The sequence below is a fragment of the Arthrobacter sp. E44 genome (assembly GCF_041877125.1).
Classification (GTDB): domain Bacteria; phylum Actinomycetota; class Actinomycetes; order Actinomycetales; family Micrococcaceae; genus Arthrobacter.
The window spans coordinates 17,168-31,190 of the sequence record NZ_JBHDJA010000027.1; the positions used below are offsets into that span (position 1 = coordinate 17,168).

The following is a 14,023-nucleotide window of genomic DNA, read 5'->3' on the forward strand; positions in this document are numbered from 1 at the left end:
ACGCGCTGGAATTACAGCACTTTGCAGAATTCGAGCCGAATATGGGGTTAGATGTATACATACCCCTTGCCAGCGTCCCGGCTTTACCTTTAGCATGAGCTGCATCACAATGTCGTGGATGGGATTACCTCATGGTCACCAACAGCTACCGGGACACCTACAAGCGCAGCGTTGAACAGCCCGAAGATTTCTGGCTGGAGGCAGCGCAAAAGATCTCGTGGGCTTCTCCGCCCACCCAGGCCCTGGACAGCAGCCGGGCGCCTCTGTACGGCTGGTTTCCGGACGGCATCGTAAACACGTGCTACAACGCGCTGGACCGGCACGTCGCCGAGGGCCGCGGAGGGCAGGACGCCCTGATCCATGACTCCGCCATGCTGGGGACGCAGCAGCGCTACACCTATGCAGAACTCACAGACCTCGTGGCCCGCTTTGCGGGTGTGCTGCGCAGCAATGGCGTGGGCAAGGGGGACCGGGTGGTGATCTACATGCCGATGATCCCGGAAGCGGCCATTGCCATGCTGGCCACTGCCAGGCTGGGCGCGGTCCACTCCGTGGTGTTCGGCGGCTTTGCGCCCAAGGAGCTCGCGGCCCGGATCAGGGATGCCGCCCCTGCCGCCGTGGTTACCGCCTCGGGCGGGATCGAACCTTCCCGCCGCATTGAGTACCTCCCTGCCGTCGCCGAGGCACTTGAGCTGGCGGGCGCGGGCGGCCTTCCGGTGCTGGTCAAAGCGCGGGACGGATTTGCAGCAACGGCGGCGGACCACGCCGGCTGGCTGGACTGGGATGAGGCCATGGCGTCCGCCCAGCCGGCCGGTCCGGTGGGCGTGAAAGCCACCGACCCCCTCTACATCCTTTACACGTCCGGCACCACGGGTACGCCCAAGGGTGTGGTGCGGGACAACGGTGGCCACGCCGTCGCCCTCCGCTGGACACTGGAAAATATCTACGACGTCGGACCCGGCGACGTGATGTGGACCGCCTCGGACGTCGGCTGGGTGGTGGGGCACTCCTACATCGTGTACGGTCCGCTGCTGGCCGGAGCCACCACCGTGATGTACGAAGGCAAACCGGTGGGAACGCCGGACGCCGGGGCATTCTGGCGGGTGGTCCAGGACCACAAGGTCAACGTCCTCTTTACCGCCCCCACGGCGCTGAGGGCCATCCGCAAAGCCGATCCGGAAGCATTGCTGCTGGCGGACTACGACGTCTCCAGCCTGCGGACGCTTTTCACTGCCGGTGAGCGGCTGGACACGGACACCTTCCACTGGGCTTCCCGGGTCCTCGGCGTGCCGGTGGTGGACCACTGGTGGCAAACCGAAACCGGCTGGGCCATCTGCGCCAACCCGCGCGGGCTGGAGCGGCTGCCCATCAAGGCCGGCTCCCCAAGTGTTCCGATGCCCGGATTCCAGCTGCGGATCCTCGACGGCGCGGGCGGGGAAGTGGAGCCCGGAACCGAGGGCAACATCGTGCTGGGGCTGCCGCTGCCACCGGGCACGCTCACCACGCTGTGGGGAAACGACGAACGCTTCATCTCGTCCTACCTGCAGGCCTTTGAGGGCTGCTACGCCACCGGCGACTCCGGCTACCGGGATGAGGACGGCTACCTGTTCGTCATGGGCCGCACTGACGACATCATCAACGTCGCCGGCCACCGGCTCTCCACCGGCGCCATGGAACAGGTCATCGGGCAGCACCCCGCAGTTGCCGAGTGTGCCGTGATCGGCCTCGCGGACCCCCTCAAAGGACAGCGTCCCAGCGGCTATGTGGTGCTCAAATCCGGGGTCGACATCCCTGAAGACGTCCTGGCCAAGGACCTCGTGGCACTGGTCCGCAGGGATATTGGCGCCGTCGCTGACTTTAAGCACGTGACGGTGGTGGACGCCCTGCCCAAGACGCGGTCGGGAAAGATCCTGCGCAAGACCATGCGCCAGATAGCCGACGGCGAGGACTACACGGTGCCCTCCACCATCGAAGATCCCGGGGTCATCGACCAGTTGGTGGGAGCGCTCCGGGTGGACAGGGCACAGGCCGGCTGATGGGATGGCTGGAACGGCCGGGCGCGAAGCGCGTCAGCGGGCGTTCCAGCGGTATTCGTTTTCCGGCCTGCCCGGCGTTCCGTAGCGGGCGGTCCGGGAAACCGTGCCGGCGTCGGCCAGGTACTCAAGGTAGCGCCGGGCCGTTACGCGGGACATTCCCAGGGCATCCATGACTTCGGTGGCGGACACCGCCTCCGGCTGTTGGCGGAGGAACTCCTGCACCGAGCCGAGCGTCGCGGTGGAGAGGCCCTTGGGAAGCGGCAGCTCGGACGGAGCCCGAAGGCTGGCAAAAGCCCGGTCAACTTCGCCTTGCGAGGCGCCGCCCTTGCCGGGGCCGGCACTGGAACCGGCCAGCTGCAGGCGGAACTGGCGGTAGTTCTCCAGCTTGTCGGAGAACGCGGCGAACGTGAAGGGCTTGATCAGGTACTGGACTACGCCGATGGCCACGGCGCTGCGAACGATGGCCAGCTCGCGGACAGCGGTGATGGCGATAATGTCCGCCAGGATTCCCGCTGAACGCATCCGCCGAGCAATGTCCAGGCCGTGAAGATCGGGCAGGTTCATGTCCAGCAGGACCAGTTCCACCGGCTCGCCCGCCGCCACGAATTCACTCAGCAGCCGCAGGGCGGACTGGCCGTCCGGGGCCGTTCCGGCGAGCTCGAATCCTTCAAGCCGTCCCACATAAGCCGCATGCGCTGCCGAAGCAATGGCCTCGTCTTCGACGACGAGGACCCGGATGTTGCTCACTGTGTATGCTCCTTCTCCGCGGGAACCGCTGCGGGCAGGAATACTTCGAACTTGGCGCCACGCCGGCCGTTGATGGCCAGCGTACCGCCCAAACGCTGCACCGCCTGCCGGACCAGTGCAAGGCCAATGCCCCGGCCACCGGCTCCCGCCGGCTTCGTGCTGAATCCGTGCCGGAAGATCCTCTCCGTATCCCCAGCGCTGATGGGCGTCCCGGAATCATTGACGGCGATGTCCAGCCCCTCGTCATCCGCCTCCAGGGTCAGGATCACGCGCCGCGGCGGCGGCGCATCTGCGGCGGCATCGATGGCATTGTCCAGCAGGTTGCCCAGGATTGTCACCAGGTCATGCACGGCCAGCCCAGGTGCTGCCCCCGATCCAAGCGTGGCTACATCCAGTTGCACGCCCCGTTCGTGGGCCTCGGCCACTTTTCCCATGACCAGTGCGCCCAGCACGGGTTCATCGATTGAGCTGACCATGTCATCCGTCAGCTGCTGGCTCAGGGCCAGGTCCTGGGTGGCGAAGTCCAGGGCTTCCCCAGTCCGGCCAAGTTCCAGGAGTGAAACCATGGTGTGCAGCCGGTTGGCGTGTTCGTGGGTCTGGGCCCGCAGTGCGTCGGAAAGGGTCCGCATCGTCTGGAGTTCGTTGCCCAGCGCTTCGATTTCCGTCCTGTCCCGGAGGGTTGCCACTGTTCCATAGACGGGAACCTTCCCGCGCGTCCCGGCGGAGTCGGGCCCACGTGCCGGTCCCTGGTTAACCACCAGCACGCGCGTACCGGCCAGCACCATCTCGTCCTTGGTGGTGCGTCCGGAATCGAACAGGTTGCGCAGTTCACTTTCCAGGGGGAGTTCCGCCAGCGACGGCGGCCGGGTGGGATCATTGCTGCCGGGTGCGGGCAGCCCCAGCAGTTCGGCAGCGTGGTCGTTGTACATCACAACGCGCTTTCTGGGATCTACCAGGATGAGGCCTTCGCGAACCGAGTGCAGCACCGATTCGTAGTAGGCGAAGAGCTGCGCCAACTGCTCGGGGCCCCAGCCCCGGGTTACGCCGCGCAGGTACCGCCCAAGCAGCCATGACGCCAGGGAACCGCCCACCAGCAGCGCGATCCCAAGGCCAAGCAGGGCGGGCAGGCGCCCGGCGAGGGCAACATCAACGCTCCGAACGGTAACGCCGGCTGCGACGAGGGCCTTGACCGCACCCGTGGAGTCCTTGACCGGAACAATTGTCCGGACGGACGGTCCAAGCGTGCCCGCCGTGACTTCCGTAAACGCCTGGCCCCGCAGTGCGGCGTCGATCGAGCCGATGTAGGGCCGGCCCAGCTCCTCGTCCCGCGGATGCGTCCAGCGGGTCCGGTCCGGAGCCATGATGGTGATGAAGTCAACGCGGGCCGCGGCAGTGACATCCTTGGCATAGGGCTGCAGGAGGACTGATGGGTCCGGCATAGCCGCAGCCTGCAGCACCAGGGGATTGGCAGCGATGGAAGCGGCCACTCCTTCCATGCGCCGGCCTGCTTCGTCGTACGTCCGGTCCCGGGCATCCACGTAGGCGGCCGTGCCCACTATGGCGATAAAGGATATGACAATGAGCAGGTTCGCCAGGAAGAGCCGGCGGGCAATGCTCCAGCGGTGGATCATCCGTACCTCCATCTGACCCTGCGGTCGCTGCGACCAATATGAACGCAACGGTGAGCTGGATCACGGGGTGCCGAATGATGGGTATCACATTGCAAGGACGTGTTGAGCCCAGAGACTGCGCCGCAGCGTCTATCAGAATATCCACAAGGAGACACACATGGCTTCTCAACGAGGAGAGTCGCTCAAGACCGCGACGCCGCGGCGCAAGGGACTGGACAAGTCCCACTACCTTTACATCGCCGTTATCGCCGCCGTCATTCTCGGCGCGCTTGTTGGCCTGATCTTCCCCGAGTTTGGCAAGTCCCTCAAGCCCCTGGGCGACGGCTTCGTCAAGCTCATCAAGATGATGATCGCGCCGGTTATCTTCTGCACCATCGTCCTTGGCATCGGCTCTATTGCGAAGGCTGCGACCGTCGGCAAGGTTGGTGGGCTGGCGCTGGGCTACTTCATCGTCATGTCCACGTTCGCCTTGGCCATTGGCCTGGTGGTGGGCAACCTCATCCACCCGGGTGAGGGCCTGAAGCTTACGCCTTACGACCCCAGCAAGAAGGCCGCCACGGACAGCACCGTGGACTTTCTCCTGGGAATCATCCCCGGCGACGTACCTGTCCTGCCCACACTGCTGGCAGCCATCCTGGTTGGCTTCGCACTGCAGAAGATGGGCGCCCAGGGCGCTCCTATCCTGAGGGCCGTCGGCTATGGCCAGGCGCTCGTGTTCCGCATCCTCATCATGATCATGTGGCTCGCTCCCGTCGGTGCCTTTGGCGCGATCGCCGCAGTCGTCGGCGCAACCGGCGTCCAGGCCATCGTGAGCATGTTCACCCTGATGGTTGCCTTCTACATCACCTGCGCACTGTTCATCGTGGTCATCCTCGGTGGCCTGCTCCAGGTAGTCGCCGGCGTAAACATCTTCAAGCTGATGAAGTACCTGGCCCGTGAGTACCTCATCATCTTCTCCACCTCGTCCTCCGAGGCTGCGCTGCCCCGGCTTATCGCCAAGATGGAACACCTCGGCGTCTCCAAGCCGGTTGTCGGCGTCACCGTTCCCACCGGCTACTCCTTCAACCTTGACGGCACGGCGATCTACCTGACCATGGCTTCCCTCTTCGTGGCCAACGCCATGGGAACCCCGCTGGACCTCGGCGCCCAGATCTCCCTGCTGGTCTTCATGATCATCGCCTCCAAGGGCGCCGCCGGCGTGACCGGCGCCGGCCTGGCCACCCTCGCGGCAGGCCTGCAGGCACACCGGCCTGAACTGCTGGGCGGCGTCGGCATCATCGTTGGCATCGACCGCTTCATGTCCGAGGCCCGCGCCCTGACCAACTTCACCGGCAACGCTGTCGCCACGGTCCTGATCGGCACGTGGGTCAAGGAGATCGACGGCGGCCAGGTCGGCCGCGTCCTTTCCGGCGAACTGCCCTTCGACGAGCAGACCATGATGGTTGGGCACGGCGAAATGGCGCCTAAGGAAGAAGGCGCGCTCGAGGCTGCGAAGGCCTAGCTCCCGCCCCAAAACCGAAACGGAAACGCCCCCGCAGCCTGGCTGCGGGGGCGTTTTTCCTATGGTGGGCGGTTCAACCTTCGACCTCAGCTAGAGGGTCAAGGCTCAACATCCGCGGAAAGTCAAGTTCCCTCGAATACCGTGTCGGGCGCTGTAACCTAGGGAGCAGAACGAACGCCGCCGGGAAGCCGGCGGCAGGAAATCACCGTCATCGAAAGTGTGGACAGATACGTGAGCAGCGAACAGGGTTCAGCAACTCTGGAGGGCACGGAATTCGACCTCGAAAACGCGGTGATGGGGCCTACTGGGCGCCCATACCGTGAGTTCCCGGAACCCGCGCCGCTGTCCTCCCACGGTCCAGCCAGGGTGATTGCCATGGTCAACCAAAAGGGCGGCGTGGGGAAGACCACCTCCACCATCAACCTTGCCGCCGCGCTCGCTGAATACGGCCGCCGCGTCCTGCTGGTGGACTTCGACCCCCAGGGCGCTCTGTCCGCCGGCCTGGGCGTCAACCCGCACGAGCTGGACCTCACCGTGTACAACGTCCTGATGGACCGCAAAGTGGACATCCGCGACGCCATCCACCACACCGGCGTTGAAAATGTCGACCTGCTGCCGGCCAACATCGACCTCTCCGCCGCCGAAGTGCAGTTGGTTAATGAAGTGGCACGTGAACAGGTCCTGGACCGCGCGCTGAAGAAGGTCGAAGACGATTATGACGTTGTCCTGATCGACTGCCAGCCGTCGCTGGGTCTCCTGACGGTGAACGCCCTTACGGCCGCCCACGGCGTCATCATCCCGCTCATCTGTGAATTCTTTGCCCTCCGCGCCGTGGCGCTCCTGGTCGAAACCATCGACAAGGTCCAGGACCGGCTGAACCCGCGACTGCAGGTGGACGGTGTCCTGGCCACCATGTACGACGCACGGACGCTTCACAGCCGCGAGGTCATCACCCGGCTGGTGGAAGCGTTCGGAGACAAGGTCTTCGAAACCGTCATCAAGCGCTCCATCAAGTTCGCAGACGCCACCGTGGCCGCTGAACCCATCACCAGTTACGCGGGGAACCACGTGGGTGCTGACGCCTACCGCAGGCTCGCCAAGGAGCTGATTTCCCGCGGCGGCGCACCCTAGCCACGCCGTGGCCGAACCCAAACCCGGTTTCGAGGTGCGGCTGGCCAACTTCACCGGTCCATTCGACCTCCTCCTGGGGCTGATCGCCAAGCACCAGCTGGACATCACCGAAGTGGCCATCGCCACCGTCACCGATGAGTTCATCAAGTACATCCGCAAGCTGCAGCAGCTTGGCGAAGAATGGGCGCTGGACGAGGCGAGCGAGTTCCTGGTGATTGCCGCCACCTTGCTTGACCTTAAGGCGGCGCGGCTGCTTCCAGCCGGTGAAGTCGAGGACGATGAGGATATTGCCCTGCTGGAGGCCCGGGACCTCCTTTTCGCCCGGCTGCTCCAGTACAAGGCCTTCAAACAGGTGGCAGGCATCCTCGGTGAAACCCTGGACCAGGAAGGCCGGCGCTTTCCGCGGCAAGTGGCCTTGGAGGAACACTTCGCGGCGATGCTGCCCGAGCTGGTCTGGAAACACACGCCCCAGCAGTTCGCAGCATTGGCAGAAGCCGCGCTCCGGCCCAAGGTGCCCACGCAGCCGCCCCAAGTGGGACTTGCCCATCTGCACGGCAGCAACGTCAGCGTCAAGGAGCAGGCAGAATTGCTGGGGCTTAGGCTCCAGCAGGAGTCACCGTTGACGTTCCGTTCGTTGATTGCCGACGCCGGCTCCACCCTGGTGGTGGTTGCCCGGTTCCTGGCACTCCTGGAACTGTTCCGGGACCGGGCAGTTGCGTTCGACCAGCTCTCCCCGCTGGCGGAGCTTGCCATCCACTGGACGGCGGTAGACCGGGACTGGTCAGCGGAAAACCTGAGCGAAGAGTATGAGGAGCAACCGTGACCCCCCAGTCTCCGGAAACCCAGCCGCTGGATACGCAGCCGCAGGAGGACGCCGGCCCTGCCACGGACTTTGATCATCTCCCCGGCGGCGCCAAGGCCGCCCTTGAGGCGGTGCTCATGGTCCTGGACCAACCTGCCACCGAGGAGGAGCTGGCCGCAGGGCTGGGCTTGACGGTCCAACGGGTGCGTTCCCTGCTGGCCGAACTGCAGCGTGAGTATAACGGCTATACTGTTAAAGCCCCGGAGATGGACAGTGCCAGCCACGCTGGTATCGGTTCCAGCCCCCGGGGTTTTGAATTGCGGAACATCGCCGGTGGGTGGCGGATCTACTCCCGCACTGAATTTGCCGACATTGTTGGCAAATATGTGCTGGAAGGACAGACTGCCAGGCTCACCCAGGCGGCGTTGGAAACATTGGCAGTCATTGCTTACCGGCAGCCGGTTTCCCGCGCCCGTGTGTCTGCGATTCGCGGTGTCAATGTTGATTCCGTCGTACGGACGCTCACCCAGCGCGGGCTGATCGAGGACGCGGGAACGGATCCTGAATCCGGCGCAATCCTCTACCGGACTACCTCCTATTTCCTCGAGCGGATGGGAATCAGTTCAGTTGAGGACTTGCCCCAGCTGTCGCCGCACCTTCCTGGGCTTGACGGGATCGCAGAATTCTACGACGCCGAAACCATGTAGGCACGCACGGTGCCTGCAGCACATATTTACCGAGTTTAGTTATCAGGGCAGACGAAGTCTGCGCGGCTGGCTAGGGTTGTCCTTGGACATCGCTGCCGGCCAAAACACATTGAAGGACGGGTCATGACACAGGCGGGACGCCAGGGTTCACCACGTAACGGTTCGGGACGCGGCGGGAACGAACGCAACAATTCCCAGCAGCGCAGTTCACAGGGCGGCAGCTTCAGCGGGGGCTCCCGCGGCGGGACCGGAAAACGCGCTGCCGGGTTCGGCGGCGATCGTCCGCACCGCGCTCCCAAACCGCGCGAGGAACGCTTCGTCGACCCCGACCTCGCGGGCAACCAGCCCGAACGCGGTGCGGAAGGCGCAAGGGGAGCCAAGCCGTCGTCGCGCAAGCCCGCTGCCAGGAAGCCCGGCGCTAAAAAGGCCCCGGGAACTCCCGGCGCACTCAAGCCCAAGCCCCGCACCGGCGCACCCGGGGCGGCAGCTTCCCGCGCGTTCGGCAGCGAACGCTTCGGCCAGAACCTGGGCCCGGTCCGCAAACCAGGCCGGAAGAAGCACCCCCGCGGCAATGTTCCCCAGTCCGAGCTCCACGACGCCGACGGCGTGCGGCTCCAGAAGGTCATGGCGTCCGCGGGCGTCGCTTCCCGGCGCGTCTGCGAGGAGATGATTGCCGAGGGCCGTGTTGAGGTGGACGGCCAGGTGGTCACCGAGCTGGGCGTCCGCGTCGATCCCAAGACTGCCGTGATCCACGTCGACGGCCTGCGGATCCAGCTGGACGAGAACCTGGTGTACATGGTGTTCAACAAGCCCAAGGGCGTGGTGTCCACCATGGAGGACCCCGAAGGCCGGCCCTGCATCAGCGATTTCCTCAAGAACAACAAGAACACCGGCGAACGCCTCTTCCACGTAGGCCGGCTCGACGTCGCCACCGAGGGGCTGCTGCTGCTGACCAACGACGGCGAACTGGCCAACCGGCTGACCCACCCGTCGTACGAGGTGCCCAAGACCTACCTGGTGCAGGTTCGCGGACCGTTCCCGCAGGGCGTCGGCGCCCAGCTGAAGGCCGGCGTGGAGCTGGAGGACGGCATGGCCGCCGTCGACTCCTTCCGCCTGGTGGATTCCACACCCGGGCACGTGCTGATCGAAGTTGTGCTCCACTCCGGCAAGAACCGCATCGTGCGCCGCATCTTCGATGCGGTGGGTTTCCCGGTCCAGCGGCTGGTGCGCGTCAAGGTGGGCCCGATCGGGCTTGGAGACCAGCGCCAGGGCAGCATCCGCAACCTGGGCAAGCAGGAAGTCGGCCACCTGCTGGCATCCGTAGGACTCTGACGCATGTCCGCCTTCAAAAGCCAGGGCCGCGGCCACCTGGATGGCCCCGTGGTGGTCATTGGTACCGGACTGCTGGGCACCAGCATCGGGCTGGGACTGCGGGGCCGCGGCGTGCCCGTGTTCCTTTCCGACCCGTCGCCCACCAACCAGGCCGTGGCGGTGGACATCGGTGCGGGCCGCCCCTTGGCGGAGTTGGGCAGTGGCACGCCCCAGCTGGTGGTGGTCGCTGCCCCGCCGGACGTGACGGCCGACGTCGTCTGCCGGGCACTGGCTGACTACCCCGAATCCGTCGTGGTGGATATTGCCAGCGTCAAGGCGGATATCCAGTCGCGGCTTCGCACCCTCGGCGCCGACCTTTCGCGGTACGTGGGCACCCACCCCATGGCCGGACGGGAAAAGTCGGGTCCGGTAGCTGCGCGCGGCGAGCTGTTCACCTCCATGCCGTGGGTGCTCTGCCCGTCGGAGAAGACGTCCGGGAGTGCCCTGCAGGTGGCCCGCTCACTCGCCTCCGATTTAGGCGCGGTGGTGTCGCAGTTCAGCGCGGACGAACACGATGAAGCCGTGGCACTGGTGTCGCACCTGCCGCAGGTCATGTCCTCCCTGGTGGCCAGCCGCCTGCAGGGGACGCCACTGCATGCGTTGTCGCTGGCCGGTAATGGACTTCGCGATGTCACCAGGATTGCCGCCAGCGACCCCACCCTGTGGGTGCAGATCCTGGGCGGCAACGCGGCCAAGGTAGTGGAGATCCTCTACGGCGTCCGCGACGACCTGAACCGCCTGATCGGCACCTTGGAAGACCCGGCAGCCCCGGGTGCGAGGCTGGACCTGGCCCAGCTGATCAGCGAGGGCAACGCAGGCCAGGCCCGGATCCCCGGCAAACACGGCGGGCCGCCGCAGGCATACTCCTGGCTCACCGTCCTGGTGGACGACAAGCCCGGCCAGATTGCGCAGCTGCTCACCGAAATCGGCGAAATCGGCGTTAACGTCGAAGACCTTCGGCTGGACCATTCCTCGGGACAGAACGTGGGCATGGTGGAATTGTCTGTGTTGCCGAACAAGCACGACCACCTGATCGAAGCTCTCAACGACCGCGGATGGCGGGTACTTCAGTAATGACACAGGAACTCCTCGAAACCATGCGCGCGCTGCGCATTGGCCGGCCCCTGGTGGTCGCTATCGACGGCCCCTCCGGCTCAGGCAAATCGAGCGTGAGCAAGGAAGTTGCCCGTCGGCTCCGACTGGCATACCTGGACACCGGCGCGATGTACCGGGCCCTGACCTGGTATTGCGTGACCGAAGGCATCGACCTTGACGACTCGCCCGCTGTAGAGCAGGCATCCAGGGACTTCGTCCTGGAAGTGAGCACCAGCCCGCAGGAGGAGTACGTCCGGGTGGGCGGCGTGGACGTCACGGACGCCATCCGGGAGCCGGCCATCTCGTCCGCCGTCAGTGCCGTGGCCACCACCCTCGGTGCCCGGACTGAACTGATCCGCCGGCAGCGCGACCTCATCGAAAAGCACCACCGCCGCATGGTGGTGGAAGGCAGGGACATTACCACCGTCGTCGCGCCCGGGGCTGAAGTGCGCATGCTCCTGACGGCCAGCGAGGAAGCCCGGCTGCGCCGGCGCGGCATCCAGCTGGGCGGCACGCAGGACGCCGAGCAACTGGCGGCCCAGGTGACCCACCGGGACGCCAAGGACTCAGCGGTGGTGAACTTCACCAAGGCGGCAGACGGTGTGGTCACCTTGGACTCCTCGGACCTGGACTTCGAGCAGACCGTGGATGCCGCCCTGGTGATCGTCACCAAGGTCCTCAACCGTGACTGAGTCAACGGCCGCCGTGCCGTCCGGCCTGACCATGGCGTGGAGCAGGCCGGTGGGCTGGATCCTCGACCATCTGGTCTACCGGACCACCGTGACCGGCAGGAGCAACGTCCCCACCGGCGGGCCGGTGATCTTCGCGGCCAACCACATCAGCTTCCTTGACGGGCCGGTGATGTTCGGCGCGGCGCCCCGGCCCATGCACATCCTGGTTAAACAGGAGATGTTCAAAGGATTCCTGGGCCGGGTGCTCACCGCCTCCGGGCAGCTTCCGGTGGACCGGCGCGGGGACCGTGCCGCGCTGCAGCGCTGCAAGGACGTGCTCGACGCCGGGCGATGCGTTGGGATCCTTCCTGAAGGGACGCGGGGGAGCGGGGCAGCCGCGGACATCAACGGCGGCGTGGCCTGGCTGGCATTGAACAGCGGGGCGCCGGTGGTACCGGTCGCCATCCTGGGGACCCGCCAAGGCAACGAGCACCTGGACTTCGTTCCGCGGCCCGGGCGCCGCTTCCACGTCAGCTTCGGCTCCGCCCTCACCCTGGCCCGCCGGGCCGGCGAAACCGGGCGTGCTTCAATGGACAGGGCGGCGCAGGAGATCCGTGCAGCGCTGGCAGGGCACGTCCAGGACACCATCCAACTCAGCGGGCAGCCACTGCCCGATGCTGACCCTAAAGACTTGACAGCAGTAGCCGGGGACGCCGGCAGATGACCACAAAGGACTTGCAATGAGCGACACCACCCAGACTTCCGGGCCTTCCAGCGCCGACGACGACTACAGGCCCACAGGCACCGACCAGGTTGCCGAACGGCTGGCAGCGATTGACGACGACGAAGCGGAGCTGCGTGCCGCTTCCCTCCGGGCCGGCCTGGAGGACTACGAGCTTGACGAGGACGACGCCGCCCTGCTGAGCGGCGAGTATGGCGATGAGGACTTCGAGGGCCCCCTCAAGCTGGATCCCGTCCTGGCCATCATCGGCCGGCCGAACGTCGGCAAGTCCACACTGGTGAACCGCATCCTGGGCCGCCGGGAGGCGGTAGTGGAGGACACCCCCGGCGTCACCCGCGACCGCGTGATGTACTCCGCGCAGTGGAACGGCCGCAACTTCACCCTGGTGGACACCGGCGGGTGGGAGCATGACGCCCGCGGCATCCACGCCCGGGTTGCCGAACAGGCCGAGATGGCAGTGGAACTCGCCGACGCCGTGCTGTTCGTGGTTGACTCCGCGGTGGGTGCCACCGCCACGGACGAAGGCGTCATGAAGATGCTCCGCCGGAGCAAGAAGCCGGTCATCATGGTGGCCAACAAGGTGGACGACTTTGCCCAGGAAGCCGACAGCGCCGCGCTGTGGGGCCTGGGTTTCGGCGAGCCCTACCCGGTTTCGGCCCTGCACGGCCGCGGGGTTGCCGACCTCCTGGACCACGTCATGGACGTGCTGCCCGAGTTCTCCACCATCGAAGGCGTGGAGCGCTCCGGCGGCCCCCGCCGCGTGGCCCTCATCGGACGCCCCAACGTGGGCAAGTCCTCCCTGCTGAACAAGCTCGCCGGATCCGAACGCGTGGTGGTGGACAACACGGCCGGCACCACCCGGGACCCCGTGGACGAATTCATCGAGCTCGGCGGCCGCACCTGGCGCTTCGTGGATACGGCCGGCATCCGCCGCCGACAGCACATGGCCCAGGGCGCGGACTACTACGCCTCCCTCCGGACGCAGTCCGCGCTCGAGAAGGCGGAGGTCGCCGTCGTGCTCCTGGCCGTGGACGAGGTCCTCAGCGAACAGGACGTCCGCATCCTCCAGCTGGCCATCGAGTCCGGGCGCGCACTGGTTTTGGCCTTCAATAAGTGGGATCTGCTCGACGACGAACGCCGCCGCTACCTGGAGCGCGAGATCGAGCAGGACCTGGCGCACGTTGACTGGGCTCCGCGCGTCAACATCTCGGCAAAGACCGGCTGGCACAAGGACCGACTGGTTCCTGCCCTGGACCTGGCCCTGGAGAACTGGGACCGGCGCATTGCCACCGGGCGCCTGAATGCCTTCCTCGGCGAGCTGGTGGCCGCGCACCCGCACCCGGTCCGCGGCGGCAAGCAGCCGCGCATCCTCTTCGGTACCCAGGCCTCCAGCCGGCCGCCGAAGTTCGTGCTGTTCACCACCGGATTCCTGGACCCCGGGTACCGCCGGTTCATCACGCGCCGGCTGCGCGAAACCTTCGGGTTCGAAGGCACGCCCATCGAGGTCAGCATGCGCGTGCGTGAAAAGCGCAGCCGGAAGCGTTAATTGCGACACACCTTGGGGCTGATCGCCGGAAAGTGTCACAGGC

The 14,023-nt window shown here is 65.9% G+C and carries 11 protein-coding genes and 1 pseudogene; 10 read left to right on the forward strand and 2 right to left on the reverse strand.

Annotation, left to right across the window (positions count from 1 at the left end):
* Positions 1 to 131 precede the first annotated feature (131 nt).
* Entirely contained in the window at positions 132 to 2,036 is a 1,905-nt protein-coding gene (locus ACETK3_RS18795) for a propionyl-CoA synthetase (protein ID WP_236821764.1), read from the forward strand.
* A 33-nt stretch (positions 2,037 to 2,069) separates the two neighbouring features.
* On the opposite strand, the gene ACETK3_RS18800 is transcribed toward ACETK3_RS18795, so the two are convergent.
* On the reverse strand, positions 2,070 to 2,783 hold the full coding sequence (locus ACETK3_RS18800) for a response regulator (RefSeq protein WP_236801990.1): 714 nt from the start codon (positions 2,781 to 2,783) through the stop codon (positions 2,070 to 2,072).
* The gene (locus tag ACETK3_RS18805) at positions 2,780 to 4,414 is read right to left on the reverse strand and encodes an ATP-binding protein (RefSeq protein WP_236801991.1); all 1,635 of its coding nucleotides are present in this window, start codon (positions 4,412 to 4,414) and stop codon (positions 2,780 to 2,782) included. The genes ACETK3_RS18800 and ACETK3_RS18805 overlap by 4 nt, the downstream gene beginning before the upstream one ends.
* Positions 4,415 to 4,571: 157 nt before the next feature.
* On the opposite strand from ACETK3_RS18805, the gene ACETK3_RS18810 reads away from it, so the two are divergent.
* The 9 genes and pseudogenes from ACETK3_RS18810 to der all read left to right on the forward strand — a co-directional run bounded on the left by ACETK3_RS18810 (position 4,572) and on the right by der (position 13,980).
* On the forward strand, positions 4,572 to 5,915 hold the full coding sequence (locus ACETK3_RS18810; RefSeq protein ID WP_236801992.1) for a cation:dicarboxylate symporter family transporter: 1,344 nt from the start codon (positions 4,572 to 4,574) through the stop codon (positions 5,913 to 5,915).
* A gap of 231 nt (positions 5,916 to 6,146) precedes the next feature.
* On the forward strand, positions 6,147 to 7,046 hold the full coding sequence (locus tag ACETK3_RS18815; RefSeq protein WP_026266195.1) for a ParA family protein: 900 nt from the start codon (positions 6,147 to 6,149) through the stop codon (positions 7,044 to 7,046).
* Between the two features lie 7 nt (positions 7,047 to 7,053).
* A complete protein-coding gene (locus ACETK3_RS18820; protein ID WP_236801993.1) occupies positions 7,054 to 7,869 on the forward strand; it encodes a ScpA family protein in 816 nt (271 codons plus the stop codon).
* A 26-nt stretch (positions 7,870 to 7,895) separates the two neighbouring features.
* A complete protein-coding gene (locus tag ACETK3_RS18825) occupies positions 7,896 to 8,555 on the forward strand; it encodes an SMC-Scp complex subunit ScpB (protein ID WP_236802830.1) in 660 nt (219 codons plus the stop codon).
* Positions 8,556 to 8,678: 123 nt separating this feature from the next.
* Complete coding sequence (locus ACETK3_RS18830) at positions 8,679 to 9,887, forward strand: pseudouridine synthase (protein WP_306971224.1); 1,209 nt, start codon at positions 8,679 to 8,681, stop codon at positions 9,885 to 9,887.
* A gap of 3 nt (positions 9,888 to 9,890) precedes the next feature.
* Positions 9,891 to 11,000, forward strand: coding sequence for a prephenate dehydrogenase (locus ACETK3_RS18835; protein WP_236801995.1), 1,110 nt, complete (start codon positions 9,891 to 9,893; stop codon positions 10,998 to 11,000).
* Entirely contained in the window at positions 11,000 to 11,713 is a 714-nt protein-coding gene (gene cmk / locus ACETK3_RS18840) for a (d)CMP kinase (RefSeq protein WP_236801996.1), read from the forward strand. Before ACETK3_RS18835 ends, cmk begins: the two co-directional genes overlap by 1 nt.
* A 31-nt stretch (positions 11,714 to 11,744) precedes the next feature.
* Positions 11,745 to 12,420 (forward strand): annotated as a pseudogene (locus ACETK3_RS18845) (lysophospholipid acyltransferase family protein); the annotation flags it as partial.
* A gap of 12 nt (positions 12,421 to 12,432) precedes the next feature.
* Entirely contained in the window at positions 12,433 to 13,980 is a 1,548-nt protein-coding gene (gene der, locus ACETK3_RS18850; protein ID WP_236801997.1) for a ribosome biogenesis GTPase Der, read from the forward strand.
* Positions 13,981 to 14,023: the final 43 nt, after the last annotated feature.